Annotated in this window: 12 protein-coding genes; 3 read left to right on the forward strand and 9 right to left on the reverse strand. The window is 63.9% G+C overall.

Going from position 1 to position 18,475, the window contains the following annotated elements; all coding sequences use genetic code 11:
- Positions 1-35: 35 nt before the first annotated feature.
- The gene (locus tag BJI69_RS19300; protein WP_046967556.1) at positions 36-1,430 is read right to left on the reverse strand and encodes a serine hydrolase domain-containing protein; all 1,395 of its coding nucleotides are present in this window, start codon (positions 1,428-1,430) and stop codon (positions 36-38) included.
- Between the two features lie 214 nt (positions 1,431-1,644).
- Between BJI69_RS19300 and BJI69_RS19305 the strand changes: the two genes are divergently transcribed.
- Entirely contained in the window at positions 1,645-2,577 is a 933-nt protein-coding gene (locus tag BJI69_RS19305) for an ATP-grasp domain-containing protein (RefSeq protein ID WP_046967555.1), read from the forward strand.
- The gene (locus BJI69_RS19310; protein ID WP_046967554.1) at positions 2,574-3,605 is read left to right on the forward strand and encodes an LLM class flavin-dependent oxidoreductase; all 1,032 of its coding nucleotides are present in this window, start codon (positions 2,574-2,576) and stop codon (positions 3,603-3,605) included. The genes BJI69_RS19305 and BJI69_RS19310 overlap by 4 nt, the downstream gene beginning before the upstream one ends.
- Here BJI69_RS19310 and BJI69_RS19315 read toward each other — a convergent pair.
- From BJI69_RS19315 to BJI69_RS19350, 8 genes are all read right to left on the reverse strand, one after another.
- Entirely contained in the window at positions 3,589-6,003 is a 2,415-nt protein-coding gene (locus BJI69_RS19315) for a TonB-dependent receptor (RefSeq protein WP_046967553.1), read from the reverse strand. The two genes, BJI69_RS19310 and BJI69_RS19315, sit on opposite strands and share 17 nt — an antisense overlap.
- A 293-nt stretch (positions 6,004-6,296) precedes the next feature.
- Complete coding sequence (locus tag BJI69_RS19320) at positions 6,297-7,406, reverse strand: acyltransferase family protein (RefSeq protein WP_046967552.1); 1,110 nt, start codon at positions 7,404-7,406, stop codon at positions 6,297-6,299.
- 182 nt (positions 7,407-7,588) lie between these two features.
- On the reverse strand, positions 7,589-9,190 hold the full coding sequence (locus BJI69_RS19325) for a response regulator (protein WP_211258489.1): 1,602 nt from the start codon (positions 9,188-9,190) through the stop codon (positions 7,589-7,591).
- Between the two features lies 1 nt (position 9,191).
- The gene (locus BJI69_RS19330) at positions 9,192-10,049 is read right to left on the reverse strand and encodes a CheR family methyltransferase (RefSeq protein WP_046967551.1); all 858 of its coding nucleotides are present in this window, start codon (positions 10,047-10,049) and stop codon (positions 9,192-9,194) included.
- Positions 10,034-13,462 (reverse strand): response regulator, encoded by a 3,429-nt coding sequence (locus tag BJI69_RS19335; RefSeq protein WP_211258488.1) that lies wholly within the window; start codon positions 13,460-13,462, stop codon positions 10,034-10,036. The genes BJI69_RS19330 and BJI69_RS19335 overlap by 16 nt, the downstream gene beginning before the upstream one ends.
- Positions 13,463-13,588: 126 nt before the next feature.
- Complete coding sequence (locus BJI69_RS19340; RefSeq protein ID WP_046967549.1) at positions 13,589-14,077, reverse strand: GNAT family N-acetyltransferase; 489 nt, start codon at positions 14,075-14,077, stop codon at positions 13,589-13,591.
- 45 nt (positions 14,078-14,122) lie between these two features.
- On the reverse strand, positions 14,123-15,193 hold the full coding sequence (gene tal, locus BJI69_RS19345; protein WP_046967548.1) for a transaldolase: 1,071 nt from the start codon (positions 15,191-15,193) through the stop codon (positions 14,123-14,125).
- A gap of 131 nt (positions 15,194-15,324) precedes the next feature.
- Positions 15,325-16,644: an acetamidase/formamidase family protein gene (locus BJI69_RS19350; protein WP_046967547.1), complete on the reverse strand. Its 1,320-nt coding sequence runs from the start codon at positions 16,642-16,644 to the stop codon at positions 15,325-15,327.
- A 197-nt stretch (positions 16,645-16,841) separates the two neighbouring features.
- Here BJI69_RS19350 and BJI69_RS19355 point away from each other — a divergent pair, with 197 nt between their 5' ends.
- Positions 16,842-18,470: a hypothetical protein gene (locus tag BJI69_RS19355; RefSeq protein ID WP_125903126.1), complete on the forward strand. Its 1,629-nt coding sequence runs from the start codon at positions 16,842-16,844 to the stop codon at positions 18,468-18,470.
- Positions 18,471-18,475 lie beyond the last annotated feature (5 nt).

The raw sequence follows: 18,475 nt of genomic DNA on the forward strand, positions 1-18,475 counted from the left end.
CCAAAAGTCCGATACGGAGAGGTATGTCGCAAGGATTACTGCGACTCGCGCCGCCCGTGCAGGGCCGCGATGATCCGAGCGACCACGTCGCCTATGCCGGTGCCCCCGTTGACGCTGATGCCCAGGCGCGCGACCACCAGGTGTTCCGACGGTACGATCACGATGTACTGGCCGAACGCGCCCCGGGCGAAGAACATGTCCTTCGGCAGTTCCGGCAGGCCCCACGGCGCGCCCCAGACCGGCACGGTGCCGTGCTCGACCAGGTTCGTCCAGAAGCCAGCGCCATAGCCGGTATCGAGCGTCTGCGAGTGGCTGTATGCCACCCAGCCCTCGGGCAGGATCCGCCGGCCATCGACGACGCCGTCGTCCAGATAGAGCTGGCCGAAGCGGGCAAAATCGCGGGTGGATGCATACACATGGCTCGACCCGACCGGGGTCCCCGCTACATCGGTCTCGATCACCGCGTGACGCATGCCGAGCGGAGCGAACAGTTCGTCTCGAACGAAGGTTTCGGCCGCCACGGCGTCGCGGGCACCGGCGGCATCCATGGCGACCCGCGACAGCAATACGTAGCCGAGATTGCTGTACGCCCACGCGGTGCCGGGTGCGTGGATCAGGGGCACGGTTTCCGCGTACCCGGCCATGTCGCTTTCGAGGAAGAACATACGCGTCATCGGGTTGAGCGGACCGTCGGTCTCGTCGAAAGGCAGGCCGCTGTCCATACGAAGCAACTGGTCGACGGTGACGTCCGGATGAGCCGATAGTCCCGCCTTCTGATCCACACGAAGCTTGCCTTCACGCACGAGAATACCGACCAGCGCCTGGGTCAGCGATTTCGACAGGGAATGACCCCAGATCGGGGTGTCGGGACCGTAGCCGGGGGCATAGCGCTCCGCGATCAGCTTGCCATCGTGAAGCACGACGATGCCCTTGGTGTGCCGCGGACTCTGGGGATTGGGTTCGGAAAAGGCGAGATCCAGCGCCGCACGAATGGCAGGGTCGGTCGTCTCGACCACGGCGGCGCCCCACGGGTCAGGGTCATCGCTGGAGGCATCGCTCAGCGTGCCGGCGAAGCCGGCCGGATTCGGCGTCGCATCATCACCGTGCAGGAGAACGCAGCCCAAACCTCGCCGATAAACCGCACGCGCACCGAACCCGCCGAGGACCGTCGTGCGGACGTCGTGCCGTTCGCGATCGACCCGGTAACGCAACGCCCAACCGATGGAGCGCATGTTGGGCAACTGCTCTTCACGAAAGAGGCGATCCGGGTCGACGTGCGAAATAAAGGCCGCACCGCAGAGGGAGCGACTGACCGAGTTGGTCGCCGTTCTAAACAGGTCCCCGACCGAGAGCGCATGAAAGGCGACGACGGCCGCCACGAGAACCAACGCCGCCGTGCCAGCGACGATCGTGATGCTGCGAGACACCATACGTGCCCTCCCCTCCCGTGGACCAGGCAGCACTCTCTCCCTTTCCGGCCGCCGTTGCCATCCGAAAGGGACGAAAGGCGCCCATGCAGGGACGAACGGGGACGCGCATCGGAAGATCATGCGAACGTTAAGACGTCCAGACTTCCATCTTCACTTGACTTTGTACCCGGGCCATGTGAATTCTCTGTAAGTCCTTACAGATCGAAACCCACGCATGTCGAACGCACCGTCGCTGGCGATCGTTTACGAACACCCCGAATGGTTCAAGCCACTTTTCGCCGCCCTCGATCGCCGCGGCGTGACTTACCAGGCCATCTCGTTCCAGGATCATGGCTTCGATATCGCACAGAAGAAGGCGCCCGCCCCGCTCGTCTTCAGTCGGCTGGCCATGAGTTCCTTCCTGCGCCAGGACGAACATCCCATCTTCTACGCTCAGTCGCTCTACGCGCACTGGGAGTTGAATGGAACGCGTGTGATCAACGGCACCCCTGCCCTCGCGATCGATGCCTCGAAGGCGCGGCAGATGTCGGTGATCACGTCGCTGGGGCTGGACATCCCCGCCACGCATGTCGTTCACCGACAGGCCGACATCGTCGCAGCCACCAGGGGACTGCGTTTTCCGGTCATCGTCAAGGTGAATATCGGCGGATCGGGGGCCGGCGTGTCGCGCTACGACACACTGGAAGAACTGGCACAGGCCGTCGCCGATGGCACCACGCCGAAAGGTATCGACAGCGTCACCCTGGTGCAGGAATACGTGCCGGCGCGCGACCAGCGCATGGTCCGCATGGAGACCCTGGACGGCAAGTTCCTCTACGCCATCTCACTCAATACGGACGGCGGAACCTTCGACCTGTGTCCCGCCGACGTCTGCCTGATCGACAAACCGACGGTCACGGTGAGCGAGTACACCCCGGATGCCGAGGCGATACGCGCCGTCGAGGCGATAGCGCGTGCGGCAAAGCTCGATATCGGCGGCATCGAATTCATGATCGACGACCGCGACGGCGCCCGTCGCTTCTACGACATCAACGGTCTCTCCAACTTCGTGGCCGACCCGCTCAACGTGCTCGGCTGGGATCCGCACGAAAAACTGGTCGACTACCTGACCCACGCCATCGATGCCACCACGGGGAAAGCAGCATGAGGTATGGATTCTGGGCGCCGGTCTTCGGCGGATGGCTGCGCAATATCCGCGACGAGAACATGGAGGCCAGCTGGGAATACCTCAGCCATCTGTGTCGGCGCGCCGAAGAAATCGGCTACGACCTCACGCTCATCGCCGAGTTGAACCTCAACGACATCAAGGGCGTCACCGAGCCGGCGCTCGATGCCTGGTCGAGTGCGGCCGCGCTTGCCGCGGTGACGAAGAAGCTGGAAATCATGGTGGCCGTGCGCCCCAACTTTCATCAGCCGGCCCTCTTCGCCAAGCAGGCCGCCAACATCGATCGCATCTCGGGCGGCCGACTGGCCCTGAACGTGGTGTCGTCCTGGTGGGCCGATGAAGCCAACCAGTACGGCCTGCAGTTCGATCAACATGACGACCGTTATGCCCGCACCAGCGAATGGTTGCAGGTGGTCGACGGCCTGTGGTCGCAGACACCCTTCACCTTCACCGGCGAACGCTACCAGCTGAAAGACGCCATCTGCGAACCGAAACCGCTGTCGTCGCCGCGACCGACCATCTACGCCGGTGGCGAATCGGAGGCCGCCAAGTCGCTGATCGCCCTGCGCTGCGATGCCTATGTCATGCACGGCGACGAGCCGGAGTTCATCGCCGAGAAGATCGCGGACATGCGTGCGCGTCGCGAGCGCAATGGTTTGCCCCCCATGCAGTACGGCATGGCCGCTTATGCGATCGTCCGCGACACCGAAGAAGACGCCCAGGCCGAGGTCGAGCGCATCACCGCACTGGACACCGAGGCCCCCGGCTTCGCCAACTTCGAACAGTGGCTGTCCGGAACGCAACTCGAGCGCGAACTGAAGATCAAGGAATACTCGGTATCCAATCGCGGTCTTCGCCCGGGCCTGGTGGGAACGCCCGCGCAGGTGCGTGCACGCATCGCCGAATTCTCCGCTGCGGGACTCGACCTGCTGTTGTTGCAGATGAGCCCGCAACTGGAGGAAATGGAGCGCTTCTCGCGGCAGGTGATCCAGGTCACCAGCGATAGCTGACCCTCGTATACAGGTAGCGACCGCTGTACCCGAACGGCGAATAGTCCGGGTACGGCCACGTCCCGCCGACGGCACCGTCGCTACCGGCCTTGTACTTCTGCGGATAGACATTGGTCAGGTTGTCGGCGCCCGCGGTGAACGTCCAGCCGCTGACCGCATAGCTTGCCGACAGGTCGAGCAGCCAGCGTGCCGGGAACACCTGATCGAAGCCCGGATTGCTCACCGGGTCCTGGTTGACGGTGAACTGGCCGTATCGCGTCAGCGCACCGTGGAGGTTCCAGTGACCCAGCCCGTAATCGGTACCCAGGGCGATCTTGTCGCGAGGCGCGCCATCGGTGATGTAGCCCTGGGCGATGTGTCCCACGCGCACCAGCTCCAGCCCACTGGCGGCCAGTGACGGCGGATTCGGCGCCACGGACAGGATCGACGTATGGTTGCGGTTGTACGCCGCCGTGAACTGCAGCGTACCGGCCGTGCCCAGGTCCAGGCGATAGCCGCTGCTGAAGTCCACGCCGCGCGTGCGCGTCTTCAAGGCATTGGTGAAGTAGCTGCCGCCTTGGATATTCGCGAAGCCCTGGCTCGAGAGATACGCCTGAACCTGGTCACCGACGAGGTTCTCGGAAGGCACGATCCGGTCGCCGATGGTGATCTGGTAGAGATCCAGCGAAAGGGTCCATGCGCCCGGCGCGTACACCGCGCCCAGCGTGTAGTTGTGCGACTTCTCGGCCTTCAACGGTTCCGCGCCCAACGCCTGGGCGACCGGGTTGCCGACCGCGAAGTTACGGATCTGCGTGGGCACGCCACCGATCACATTGGTCGACGTCGTCGAGTAGAACTGCTGCGGCAAGGACGGCGCGCGGAAGCCCGTGGCGGCCGTGCCACGCAGCGCAAAGCTGTCGGTAAAGTCGTAGCGCGCGGACAAGGTGCCAGACGTCGTGTTGCCGAAGTCGGTGTAATCCTCATGGCGCAGGGCCAGCGAACCGCTCAGCTTGTCGGTAATCTGGTTCTCCAGGCTCAGGTACTCGGCGATGTCGTGCCGGGTGTTCTTGCCCGCGTCACCCGGCTGGAAGCCCGGAAAGCCCTGTGAACCCGTGCCGAAATACGAGGCCGGATCGCCCGGCTCGATCTCGTACGCCTGGTGAAGATACTCGACGCCGAACGCCAGCGTGACCGGATTATCCAGCCAGCCGAGGGTGAGATCGCGAGCGATATCGACATCGAACGCCTTCTGCGTCGCGATCAGGCGGCCCGCGTTGAACCGGGTGGGACTGGCCGCGCCGAGATCGACGTTGAGCGTGTGAATCGGGTCGATGCTGACCCGATTGCGGCCGTAGTTGCCGCTGATATCCCAGCGCCAACCACCCTCGGTCGTGCCACGCACACCGGCCACGACGGCGCTGTCGATCGAGCGCACGTCGTTGAGTGGCAGGTAACCATCGGGATAAATCGAAGGCACGTTGCGCGCGCTGTTGTACGTACGGAACAGCGCGGGTGAGGTACCTTCGCGGCTACTGGTGTCGGCGAAGGCATAGAAATCGATGTTCGACGCGAGCGCGTACTGGACGTTCAACAAAGCCTGGTGTGTCGTGATGTCCGGCTCGCCGATGCGCTGCGTCTTCTGGCCATACACGGGCGAGGTGGGATCGCGGTAGTCGCGCCCTCCCCGGTCCGTCGCATCCGCGTGCCCGTCGACCACGCTGATGCGTGCCCACCCCTTGTCACCGCCGAGCGGAACGCCCAGGCTCGCATCGCCCTGCCACTGCTTGCCGTCACCGGCGCTGTATCGGCCCGCCGTGACACTCGCCTCGTTGGTTCCCTTGCCTGCGGCGCCCTTCAGCACGATGTTGATCACGCCCGCGATGGCGTCCGAGCCGTACTGTGCCGACGCGCCGTCGCGCAGGATCTCGATGTGGTCGATGGCCGAGATCGGAATCGAGTTGAGGTCGGCAGGTGCGGAACCCCGCCCGAGCGCACCCTGCAGGTTGAGCAAGGCCCCCGTGTGCCAGCGTTTACCATTGACCAGGACCAGCGTCTCGTCGGGCGAAAGGCCGCGCAAGGCGGCCGGGCGCACGATGCCTGAGCCATCGTTACCGGGCGCACGCGGGAAATTCAGTGACGGCGCGAGACGCGACAGGACGGCGCCGAGCTGCGTATCGCCGAAGGACTGCAGATCCTGCGAGGAAACGACATCGATCGGCGAGAGGGAGCTGCTCTGGCTGCGATTGACCGAGCGGGTGCCGGTGACCACGACGGTCTGCAACTTGGTGGCGGCACCGCTGGGGTCGCCGGGATGGCTGGGGCTACCGGCCTGTGTGTCCTGGGCGTGGGCGCCTCCGGCATATAACGCGGCAGCAATGAACAGGGACAGGGCGACGCGCGAGGGCGGGAAAGGCCGCATGGGGAGTTCCTTCGTTTTCAGGCAACGTCATGACGTCGCGGCAGGCAGCCGCGTGTGACGTGGGATCAGGGCAAGCGAACCGCCAGGGTGACGGCAGGGCTCAGCGCCTCAGCGCTGGCGGATCAGGCAGTACGGCGACAACAACACGCAGCGATCGACGTAGCGACGGCTGTGGAATGCGTGTTGGTGAGCTGCTGCGGGATCAAAAGGGTGTTGCCTCGCGATGTGTCCAGGGGGACGGGACGTTTAGATGTCCGAACCTCGTCACATGCTGCTGGACGAAGTTACGAATGTCAAATACCTGCCGGGACCCGCCCAGGGGCGATTCTTGAGGCACGCCTGCCAAGGGCATTGGCGGGTAATTCGACGTAGACATGCACAAGACAGGCGACAAGAATTGCCAGACCGACGCACGCGAGGGAAGCAAGGGAGTAGGACATACCACGGTCGATCAGTATCGGCATGGTCACGTACCCGATCATCGAATGCACCAGGTAGAGCGGGAAGCTTATGTCCGCGAGGAAATCGAGGATCCGGTTCTTCCTGAAGGTGTCCCTGAGCCGATAACACAGCGCGAACAGAACGAGGGCGTACGTGTAATTTTTCACCAGCGGCCCGAACACCTGCGCCTCGTGCATGGCGCCGATCGCCGCGAACAGAACGAAGATGAGCGTGCCATAGCCAAAGGCTGAACGTGCGTCGAGTTCATCGTAGAGCACGTAGTAGAAAAGGCAGCCCAGGAACATGAAGCTCATGTACTTCATGTCGGAGACCAGGTACGCGATAAACGAATCCGGAGAGGCGCCATGCGTCGTCAGGTATGTGGCAACGCAACACATGGTGAGCAGCCCGATGGAAAGCCGGACTACCTGCCGTGCGTCCTTCCCGATCAGTACGATCAGTGCGAACACGACATAGAACTTCACTTCCACCGCCAGCGACCAGCAGACGAAATCCAGCGACGGTATGCCGGCTGCTCTGTGTAGCAGCAGAAGGTTGCTCGCCACGTAAGACACGCTCACCCGGTCGGACAACGGCGTCGACCAATACCAGGCGCTCACGCCGTACATGGCCAGGCTGATCAGCAGGCAGAACCAGTACACCGGATAGATGCGGAAGAAGCGGCGTATCAGGAACTGCCCTGTCGAAAGCTGCCGAAGGCTGATCGGGATGACGAAGCCGCTGATGAGGAAGAACACGCCGACGCCGAAAGCGCCGTAGAGAAAACCACCTGCCCCCGGCGCAAGCACGTGCCGCGTATATTCCGGCTGCACCGGCACGAAGCTCGCCGGTACGCCGACGATCGCCCGCACCACAGGCGAGAAGAAGATTCCCCAGTAGTGATTCACCACGACCGACAACGCCGCCAAGGCACGGAGTTGGTGAGCAAAAACAAGCTTCATACCTGCCCCTGTGGGAGCCGATTCATCGGCGATCGGGTGCTCGCGATAACCTGCCCCCTGTGGGAGCCGATTCATCGGCGATCGGGTGCTCGCGATGAACTGGCCCGCTGCCGCGGGATCGCCGGTAAAACCGGCTCATACCGGGGTGCGTGCCCTTGGGGGGCTAAAAGGTTGTCGACCTCTCAGCCAACCTGCGCGCGCTCCAGCTGTGTTACGAAGGCAAGCGCCTGCTGCAGCTCGCCGTAGCCCACCGGCTTGACCAGGTGGTAGTCGAAGCCCGCCCGGGCGGTCGCCGCCTTGTCGGCTTCCTGGCCCCAGCCGGTCTGCGCAATGATCGGCAGGAACCTGAGACCCGGGTCCTCACGGAATGCCCGGCACACCGCGTAGCCGTCGATCGTGGGCATGCCGATATCCAGCAGGACCACATCCGGCTCGAAGTCGCGAGCGGCATCGAGGGCCGTCCGTCCGTCGAGCACCAGGCGATGCATGTGGCCCATGTCGCTCAACAGCCAGCCGATGGTTTCGGCGATATCCGCGTTGTCGTCGATAACGAGGATGCGCAGCGCCTGTCCATTCGGGGCGACGGCGCCGGCCGTGCGCGACGACACCTCATCGTCATGAGCGACCAGAAGCGGAAGGCGCACGGTAAACGTGCTGCCCAGGTTTTCGCCATCGCTGCTCACGGCGATCGATCCCTCGTGCATCGACACGAGCTGCTTCACCAGGGCGAGGCCGATGCCGAGACCACCCTGGGAGCGCGTCAGATGCTCACCGACCTGGGTGAAGAGCTCGAAGATGTTCGACTGCATCGATAGCGGTATGCCCATGCCGTTATCCGACACGGCAATGACCACGTCCTGCTCGTCGCGATACGCGTTGAGAGTGAGGGTGCCGCCCGATGGCGTGTACTTGGCCGCATTGTTGAGGAGGTTTCCCACGACCTGGGTCAAGCGGGTCTTGTCGCCGCTGACCCACAGGGCATGCGGCGCCACCGTGACGCGCAGCGTATGGTTGCCGCCTTCGACGAAGGGCTGGCTGGCCTCGAGCGCCGCCTGGACGATGTCGGCAATCTCGACTTTCTCGCGCTTGAGCACGACCTTGCCCTGGCTGACTCGCGACACATCGAGCAGGTCGTCCACCAGGCGCACCAGGTGGACCAGCTGACGGTCCATGACGCCGTGGATCTGCGTCGTTCGCTCGGGTGTGGGCTGGCCCCTGAGCACGTCCAGCCCCATGCGCAACGGCGTAAGCGGGTTGCGTAGTTCGTGGGCAAGAATGGCCAGGAACTGGTCCTTGTAGCGATCCGACCGGGTGAGCGTCTCGGCGTAGGCTTCGAGTTCGTCGCGCTGCGCCGCGATCTGCTGCTTCTGGCGATGCAGGTCGAAGAACACCTTCGTCTTGCTGCGCAGGATGTCCCACTCGACCGGCTTCTGGATGAAGTCGACCGCGCCGGCCTCATAGCCCCGGAACTTCCGGTGGTTATCGGTATTGCTCGCGGTCAGGAAGATGATCGGCACGTTGCGCGTGCGCTCGTTGCCACGCATGAGTTCGGCCAGCTCGAAGCCGTCCATGCCGGGCATCTGCACATCGAGCAGCCCCAATGCCACGTCGTGCACGAGCAGGAGCTCGAGGGCTTCTTCTCCCGAACGTGCCTTGAGCAAGACCAGGTCGTCGCGACGCAACAGTGCCTCGAGCGCAACGAGGTTGTCTTCGAGGTCGTCCACGAGAAGAAAATGTACCGGGCTCATGGTGGCCGCGTCCTTACCGATGATGGGAGAAACCACGTCAATGGTCCTGCTTCTGGTAGATCCGTTCCTCGAGGACAAAGTCCTGGAACGCATCGGCATGGGCGGAGAAGCGCAGACTTTCCTTCGAGCCGAGGCCGAGGAATCCCTTGCGTATGAGCGAATCGCTGAAAAGCCCGATGGTGCGGTCCTGCAGCGAGTTGTCGAAATAGATCAGCACGTTGCGGCAGGAAATCAGGTGCATCTCGCCGAACACCGCATCGGTCACCAGGCTGTGGTCGGCGAATACCACCCGCTCCCGCAGCGAACGATCGAACGAGGCCTTGCCGTAAGCCGCCGTGTAGTAATCCGACAACGAGGACCGGCCGCCGGACTGTTGATGGTTTTCCGTGAAGCCACGGATGCGATCGAGGTTGTACACCCCGGCGGATGCCGCCTCGAGTGCCCCGGCGTTGATATCCGTCGCGTAGAACATGGTCCGTTGCTCCAGGCCTTCCTCACGAAACAGAATCGCCAGCGAGTAGAACTCCTCACCGCTGCTACAACCCGCGACCCACACCTTCAGCGACGGATAGGTGCGCAGGTGCGGCACGACATGCTCGCGCAAGGCACGGAAGTAGGATGGGTCGCGGAACATCTCACTGACCTGGACGGTCAGGTAGCTCACGACCTGGGGGCCAATGGACGGATCGTGCAGGAGCGCTTCCAGCATGGCCGACAGCGTGCGATAGCCAAGCTTGTCGCGCAATTGCCGCAGACGCCGGGTGACCGACGCCCGCGAATAGCCGCGGAAATCGTAGTGGAAGCGCTGGAACAGCGCCTGCAGGATCAGCTCGATCTCGATCGCCTCGAGACGATCGGCCGCGCTGTCTTCCATCGTCGTCACTGCGCGAGCCATACGCGCACCAGCGAAAGCAGCTTGTCGACATCCAGCGGCTTGGCCATGTAATCGCTCGCACCGGCCTTCAGGCAGTTTTCCTGATCGTCCGGCATGGCCTTGGCGGTGAGCGCGATGATCGGCATCTTCTTCCAGCGAGGATCGTTGCGGATCGCCCGCGTGGCGGTCAGGCCATCCATGACCGGCATCATCACATCCATCAGCACGAGGTCGATGTCCTGTCCCGAGCCGTCGCTGGCCTTGTTCAGCGCGTCGATCGCCTCCTGTCCGTTGCGGGCGACGGTGAGTACACAGCCACGCGGCTCCAGGATATTGATCAGCGCGTACACGTTACGCACATCGTCCTCGACCACCAGGATGCGCCGACCTTCGAGCAAGGCATCGCGGTGCTGCGCTTCCTGGATCATCTTCTGGTGTTCCGCCGGCAGTTCGGTCACGACCTGGTGGAGGAACAGCGACACCTCGTCCAGCAGGCGCTCCGGTGACTTCGCACCCTTGATGATGATCGATCGGGAATAGATACGCAGGCGTGCTTCTTCGTCGGCCGTGAGGTCCCGACCGGTGTAGACGATGACCGGCGGGAAGGCATGGATCCCCTCCCCGCTCAGCGTCTCGAGCAGCGTGAAGCCGGAGGCGTCAGGCAGCGAGAGGTCGAGCACCATGCAGTCGAAGGTCTGGCTCTTGAGATGTTCGAGGCACTCCGCCGCCGTCGCGGCGGCCACGGTTTCGACATCGGCCGACGCGAGAAGCTGGCGAATCGCATCGCGCTGGACGTCATCGTCTTCCACCACGAGGACGCGCCGCACCGCTTGCGAGAGCCTGGCGTCGAGCTTGCCCAGCACTTCGGCCAGCTGCGCGCGCTTGACCGGCTTGAGCAGGTAGCCCACCGCGCCCATCGACATCGCGGCATGGGAGTGATCCGTCGCCGAAACGACGTGGATGGGAATGTGGCGGGTGCGGACGTCGCGCTTGAGGATGTCGAGCACGGAAAGGCCCGACTGGTCGGGCAGGCCCACGTCCAGCACGATCGCCTGCGGCAGATGGTGCCGGGCCAGGGCGAGCGCTTCCTGCGCACTGGTGGCGATCAGGCAGCGGAAATTCATCTCGCGCGCCAGTTCGAGGAGGATCTGGGCGAACCGCTCGTCGTCCTCGACAACCAGGATCGCCCGCCGGTGATCGGCCGGTTCGAAGCGGTCGTCGGGTACCTTCGGTGCGGGAACCGGAACCGGGAGCGCGACATCGTCGCGCGATGGCGTGTTGGCCAGGGCAACCGGGGCGGTCGACTCGCCAGCGCCCGGCGCACGAACCGATCCCAGCAGCGGCGGCAGGGTCAGGCTGAAGGTGCTGCCCCTGCCCACCTGGCTGTCGACCGCGATGCTGCCGCCGAGAAGGCGCGACAGCTCCAGCGAAATGGACAGGCCCAGGCCCGTGCCGCCGTACTTGCGGCTGATCGTGCCATCGGCCTGCTGGAAGGCATCGAAGATGCGTGTCTGTTGCTCGGCCGAGATACCGATACCGGTATCGCTCACGGCGAAGACGAAATCGCCGTGGGCATCGCACGACACATGCAACTGGACGCTGCCCTGCTCGGTGAACTTGAAGGCGTTGGACAGCAGGTTCTTGAGCACCTGCTCCAGGCGCTGACGATCGGTCTCGACGATCGGCGGGCAATCCGGTGACGTCGACACCTCGAAGATCAGGCCCTTCTGCTCGGCCACTGGCTGGAACTGCGGAACAAGACCCTTGATCAACCGCTCGACGGACAGCGACTCGGCGTGGATCTCGATATGACCCGCCTCGATCTTGGACAGGTCGAGAATGTCGTTGATCAACGTAAGCAGATCGTTGCCGGACGAGTGGATCGTATTGGCGAACTTGATCTGCTCCTCGGTCAGGTTGCCACGCGGATTGTCGGCGAGAAGCTTGGAAAGGATCAGCGCCGAATTCAGCGGCGTGCGCAACTCGTGCGACATGTTGGCGAGGAAGTCCGACTTGTAGCGGCTTGCGCGCAGCACCTCCTTCGCCTTGTTCTCGATGACTTCATTCGCGCGGGCCAGATCGTCGCGCTGCGATTCGAGCTGATTGGCCTGCTCTTCGAGGTGGGCGTTGGTCTGCTCCAGCTCCGCCTGCTGTTGCTCGAGCTCGTGCTGGGACTGCTTGAGCGCGCGGCTCTGTTCCTCCAGTTCTTCGTTGGACACGCGGAGCTCTTCGCCCTGCATCTGCAACGAGTCGGACTGCCGACGGGTTTCTTCCAGGAGCCGGCTGAGGTCGGCACGATAGGTCGCCGAGCGGAGCGCGACACCGATGGCGGCGGAAGCCTGTTCGAGAAGCGTGATGGCGTCCTCATCCACGGCACTGAAGAAGCCGAGCTCGAGTACGCCGTTGACGTCGCCGTCGACAACGGTCGGCAACAGGACCAGATGGCGTGGCTTGTCCTGGCCCAGGGCCGAACCGATCGCGAGGTAACCGTCCGGTACGTCGTCGATGACGAAGGTCCTGCGTTCCGCGACGGCCTGCCCGAGGAGGCCTTCCCCCGGCAGGAAACGCGCGACGACCTCGTGACCGGCGGCAAGACCGTAGACCCCGATGCGCTCGTAGAAACTCTCCGAGTTGACGAACAACGCTCCCGCTTGCGCGTCGACGAAACGCCCGAGGAACGCCAGGATGTTCGCACCGAGGGCCTCCGTTTCCTGATCGCCGGCCATGACGGCCGCCAGCTCGAGCTGTCCGGCTTGCAACCACGTCGCCCGCTGACGCGTACGCGACGCATTGCGGATCATCACCGCCACGAAGACAGTCAATGCGACGCCGAGGAGACCGCTGAGGAGGCCACTGGTCAGGGCGTTGCCATAGGCGGCCGTCATCTCCACGACGCGCTTGTCGCGCAGTGACGACTCCTCCGCCTGCATGCTGGCCAGCTGGTTGCGCACGGCATCCATGGCCGCCTTGCCGCGATCGCTGTTGACCAGTACCAGCGCGGCATCGAGCCCACGGGCACGCCGCACCTCGATCGTGTCCTTGAGCTCGGCGAGCTTGTCGTCGAGGCGAACGGTGAGTTCCTTCAGCCGCACCTGCTGGCCGACGTTATCCCGGGTCGTGGCGTGGATGGACTCCAGACGCGCCGGGATGCTCGCCAGCGCGGCCCGATAAGGCTCGAGATAACGCTCGTTCCCCGTCAGCAGGAAACCGCGTTGCCCGGTTTCCGCGTCCTGCGCCGCGGAGAGGATCTCGCTGAGCGCAGTGACCGTCTGCTGCGACTGGATGACCTTTTCGTTGCCATCCCGGATGGTCCGGATGTTCAGGTACGCAAGCGCGCCGCTGACCACGAAAAAAACGATAACAGCGGCCAGCGCGATGGACGTGCGCTGATCCATCGCGCGTGAGCGCGACGCACGGGGTACGGGTGAGCTCATGATGACCAGGCTTGTTAGCTGTCGTAGCGGGTAAATATATCATCAAGCAACGGTTATCAACCGGCTCCCGCCATAGCAAAAAACCCTGCGAAATCCGCCTCTTCAGCGCCTTAATTCACCTAGGTTTCACGACGTTTCGGGCAACGGCAAGGGCAATTCGAGGACGGGAAGCACCCGGTCGTCGGCGCCTTCGATCGGCGCGGGTACCTCGCCGACGCGAACGGCGCCGCAAGCAAGATAGAAGGCTTCGGCGTAGGGATCGGACTCGATACTGAGGCGCTCGGCGCCGAGATCCCCGGCCCTTCCGGCAGCGTTTGCCAGCATGGCCCGCCCGAACCCTCTCCCCATGAACGCGGACAGGAGCCAGAAGTGCTCCAGCCGCATGATTCCCTCCACCCCGCTCCTGAGTTGGTAGAACCCCACCACCGTGTCACCCGACCGTGCGATCACGGTGGGGCAGCCGGCCATCTCCAACGGCGTGACCTCGAGGGCAGGTGCCCAGCGCTTTAACTGGGCGACCGGATAGGGCCAGTGCGATTTGGAGGCGAACGCCAGTTTCGTGAGCAACGGGGCTTCCGAGACGAGCGCGCGTTGAAATACAAGCACGTGGGACATCGCACCACTCTGCCTCGTGTGGAAGCCGATTCATCGGCGATGGGCCTAGACGGTGACCTTGCCTTCGACGCGTGTGATCAACTCGTCCCACGCGGTGACGAAGGCGGCGCCACCGTCGATCTGCAGTTGCCTGGCCAGGGCAACCACATCGAGGCCGCCCTCGGTGGCGGCGCGCCGGACGGCGGCACCCGCATCGCGATCGAGACCCACCTTGTCTGGCACTTTGCCGTGATCGGCGAAGGCGCGCAACGTCGCATCGGGCATGGTGTCGATCGTGTCGGGTGCGGCGAGCGCGGTGATGTACAGCGTGTCGTCGGCGTCGGGATCTTTCACACCGGTGCTTGCCCAGAGCAGGGTCTGGGGCATCGCACCCGCGGAAGCCAGCGTCTTCCAGCGTTCGGACGCGAGCACGCCCTGGTAGCCATCCCACACATCGGCGGCGACAGCGAGCCCGAGCTTGTTGCGCAAGTCCGTCCGCCCCTGCTTCGCCGCAGCGGCATCCCAGCGGCTGACGAACACCGACGCCACCGAGCGGACTTTCGGGTCGAGCCCGGCAAGAATGCGCCGCTCGATCCCACGCATGTACGCCTCGGCCACGGCCAGGTATTGATCGCGTGAGAACAACAGCGTCACGTTGATCGCGATGCCCTGGAAGATGGCTTCCTCGATGGCGACGGCGCCTTGTGGCGAGCCGGGAACCTTGACGAAGGCATTAGCACGATTCATTTGCGCATGAAGCGTCTGCGCCCATTGCAGCGAACCCTTCGCATCGTCGAGCAGATGGGGCGACACTTCGATCGAAACCCAACCGTCCCTGCCACCAGTCGTCGCGTGAATCGGTGCGAACAGATCCGCCGCGCGCTGGAGATCCTTGACCATGAGACGGAACACGATCTCTTCGGGCGTTGCGCCCGTCGCGCGCTCGGTGGCGATCTGGGCGTCGTAGTCGGTCCCACCCGTGATCGCCTTGGTGAAGATCGACGGATTCGAGGTCAGCCCCGTAATCGAAAAGTCGCGGATATACGTCTCGAGCTGCCCCGTGTCGAGCATGTCCCGGGAGATGTTGTCGAGCCAGAGGCTCTGGCCGATGTGCTGGAGTTTCGCGGTCGCGTTCATGGGCTGTCCCGATCCAGGTGACGAACGACGGCGCACATGGCCAGGCGCCGGACTGAAAGCCATCGAACGCTAGCCCAGGCCATTCGCGGCGTCTTGAAGAAACCTCTGTCCTGGCACTGCCGGGCCCGTCGTTACTTCGCGGGCGACGGCTGGACCGGCTTGCCCAGATTCGACAGCAAGGCCTTGTCCAGGCTCGCCGCGACGCCCACGCTGCGGCCGGCAAGATTCGCGACCGAATAATGCACGGCACTGCCCAACACCTGCGCCGCATCGGACAGGCTCAGACCGTAGTCCTGGGCGAGCCATTTGACCAATCCGGTCGTCGCCGCGCGCGTGGCTTCGTCGATCGACCCGGCCTGCCCCAGCGCCATGATCTGCGTCGGTGATTCGACACGCGGCATGGCGATGGTCTTGCCATGGATCACGTCGACCGATAGCTCGACGTCCATCGACGTCTCCAACGCGTATTGGGACGTCTCACCGTCGCCCTGTAGCGCATGCGCATCGCCGAAGTACAACAGTGCACCGGGCTGGTACACCGGCAGGTAGACTGTGTTGCCTTCGATCACCTGGTTGAAATCCATGTTGCCACCGGAGCGCCCCGTGTCCCCCGTGGACATCGCAGGCGAACCGAAGCCGGGAGCGACCGCCATGCCACCCAGCATCGGCCGCACTGGCACGCGGTAATGCGCGAGCGCAGGCGACGGGCTCATGGGGCTCGCGACCCCGTTCGCGAGATCGAGCTTCCAGCGGATCGGCTTGCCTAGCTCCTGCGCCTTGCCTGCAAGCGACTGTCCCAGTGCCGGCCCGACGATGCTGTCCAGGCTGTCCGCGTAGTCACGGTTGAGGCGAAGGCGCTTGATGTGGACAACCAGCGTGTCGCCCGGCTCAGCCGACATGACATAGAACGGGCCCACCTGTGGATTGCCGAACAGCGCCACCGTATCGCCCTTCTCATCCACCCCACCGGAATCGATGGTGCGTGTACGGACGCCATCGCCCGGCCAGAGCGTGAGCACCGGCGCACGACTCGCGGAGAATTCGTTGGCATAGTCCTTGGGCGTGAACGTGACCACCTGGGGCGAGGCACGGGAGCGCTCGGGCAAGCGACGACCCGTGAACGCATGGCTCACACGCCTGCCGGGATGGTTGGTGTCGGGATCGTCCGCGACGCCCACCATCGCTTCGCCATCGATGGTCGCCTTCAAGTGATGGGTCGCCTTGTCGGCGTCCGTCACTGTCACGTCCAGCGACGGGCCGTGCCGCGTTCCCACCAACCTGTCACCGTCGAAGGTTCCACTCAACGTGTCGCCGTTCCGGCTCAGCGATAGCGTCTGATAAGCCGTATTGCCCCAGAGGTCGGTCTTGACCAGCCAGGTCTCCACAGGGGTATCCGTGGCATAGGCCGCGAGAGGAAGGCACAGACCAAGCAAGGCAAGACGACGGAGCATGGCGTTGCTTCACGTGCGGCGGGCATCCAGCCTAACAGCGCCTACGACGGAGTCGCATGTGACTGATGGGCCAGGACGCGACGGCATGACTACCCGGACATGCTGGACGTAATCTCTTACCGAAAGCGTGAATCCAGACACGTTCGAACCTGGGCAGGCGGGCCACGATGCATCACCCCGCCACCCATCGGACACCCATGTCATTCAGAAAAACTCTCGCCGCGATGATCGCGCTCGCGTGCTTCCAGCCAGTGATGGCATCGGCTGCCGACGTCGCCGATACCTCGACCGTGCTCGACAAGGTGTTCGCGGCCTATCAGGGATGGTTCCACTGTCCGGGTGCACCAAGCCCCGAGAGCAACTGGTTCCACTGGACCTATATCTCGCAGATCGACCCCACGGCCACGAACAGCTCGATCCCGACCTTCCCCATCACCGATGAATATCCCGCCGAGGCCCTCTGCCCTGCCCCGGGACTCACGATCGGTGGCAAGCAGGCGAACTTCTTCTCGTCGTTGAATGCAGGCACTGCACAGACGCACTTCCGCTGGATGCGCGAATACGGCGTTGATGGTGCGATCCTCCAGCGCTTCCTGGGCTCGCTCGACATGCTGTACCAGGAAAACGACATCGTGCTGCGCAACGCCATGCAGGCGGCCGGAGACAATGGCCGCTCGTTCTTCATCGAGTACGACGTCAGCGGTCAGTTCGAGAACACCAGCACCCAGGCCGACGAAGACGCCATCTTCAACAAGCTGACGAGCGACTGGCTGCATCTGGTCAACGACCTCCACGTCACCCAGAGCGCGATGTACCAGCAACAGGGCGGCCGCCCCGTCGTCTCCCTCTGGGGCATCGACCAGGGCGGTAGCGAGACGACCTGGCAGATGAAGCCGGCGCTGGCGTCGCGGGTGATCGACTGGTTCCACAACGTGGCCCATGCGACCGTGATGGGTGGCGTGAGCAACACCTATCTCGAACAGCCGGCCTACGCGGACGTCGTCAAGAAGTTCGACATCATCCAGCCGTGGAACGTCGGCGTGTATCAGGACAGCGACCTCGACTGGTACGAGACCAACCGTACACGCGTGCACCTGGCGGCTACTGCCGCGAACGGGCAGATCTACATGCCGACGATTCTCCCGGCGTCGTCCAGCCGCGACCAGACCAAGGGCAACCTGCCGTCGGAAGGCGCAAAGAGCCTCGGCGGAAAGTTCTTTTGGGACCAGGCGTACCGGGATCGCAGTGCGGGCGTCCGCACCGTGAAGATCGCCATGTTCGACGAACTCGGCGAAGGCACCTCGCTGCTCAAGGTCGCCTCGAATGCCTCGCAGGCTCCGTCGCAATACCCGTGGCTGACGCTCGATGTCGACGGATACAAGCTACCGACCGACTGGAACCTGCGCGTGACGCACGAGATCGCTGCCATGTTCCACGGCGCCAGTCCGGTGACCGCCACGATGCCGACCGATCCGGGTCCGTTCGATGTCGTGCCGGAGTGTGGCGTGCTTCATCCGAATGAGATCCTCGCCCCCGCGCATCCGCTGACCTCGTGCGATGGCCACATCAGCCTGGCACAGGACGCGAATGGCGACCTCACCGTCTACCGTGATGGCACGCGACTCTATTCGAGCGGCACGGCGGGTCAGCCGATCAAGACGACGATCATGCAGGGCGACGGCAACCTGGTCGAATACGACCAGAGCGGTCAGCCACGCTGGGCCAGTGGCTCGGCGGGACACCCGGGCGCGTACCTGTATCTGCGCAACGATGGCACCACGTGGATCGTCGACGGCGGCAAACCCATCTGGCAAGCCACGCCCTGATCCAG

The organism is Luteibacter rhizovicinus DSM 16549 (assembly GCF_001887595.1).
Taxonomy (GTDB): Bacteria; Pseudomonadota; Gammaproteobacteria; order Xanthomonadales; family Rhodanobacteraceae; genus Luteibacter; species Luteibacter rhizovicinus.

Coding starts and splice junctions, on each gene's coding strand:
- BJI69_RS19355 (WP_125903126.1), top strand. CDS start 16,842: ATGTCATTCAGAAAAACTCTCGCCGCGATGATCGCGCTCGCGTGCTTC.
- BJI69_RS19310 (WP_046967554.1), top strand. CDS start 2,574: ATGAGGTATGGATTCTGGGCGCCGGTCTTCGGCGGATGGCTGCGCAAT.
- BJI69_RS19320 (WP_046967552.1), bottom strand. CDS start 7,406: ATGAAGCTTGTTTTTGCTCACCAACTCCGTGCCTTGGCGGCGTTGTCG.
- BJI69_RS19315 (WP_046967553.1), bottom strand. CDS start 6,003: ATGCGGCCTTTCCCGCCCTCGCGCGTCGCCCTGTCCCTGTTCATTGCT.
- BJI69_RS19340 (WP_046967549.1), bottom strand. CDS start 14,077: ATGTCCCACGTGCTTGTATTTCAACGCGCGCTCGTCTCGGAAGCCCCG.
- tal (WP_046967548.1), bottom strand. CDS start 15,193: ATGAACGCGACCGCGAAACTCCAGCACATCGGCCAGAGCCTCTGGCTC.
- BJI69_RS19330 (WP_046967551.1), bottom strand. CDS start 10,049: ATGGCTCGCGCAGTGACGACGATGGAAGACAGCGCGGCCGATCGTCTC.
- BJI69_RS19335 (WP_211258488.1), bottom strand. CDS start 13,462: ATGAGCTCACCCGTACCCCGTGCGTCGCGCTCACGCGCGATGGATCAG.
- BJI69_RS19300 (WP_046967556.1), bottom strand. CDS start 1,430: ATGGTGTCTCGCAGCATCACGATCGTCGCTGGCACGGCGGCGTTGGTT.
- BJI69_RS19350 (WP_046967547.1), bottom strand. CDS start 16,644: ATGCTCCGTCGTCTTGCCTTGCTTGGTCTGTGCCTTCCTCTCGCGGCC.
- BJI69_RS19305 (WP_046967555.1), top strand. CDS start 1,645: ATGTCGAACGCACCGTCGCTGGCGATCGTTTACGAACACCCCGAATGG.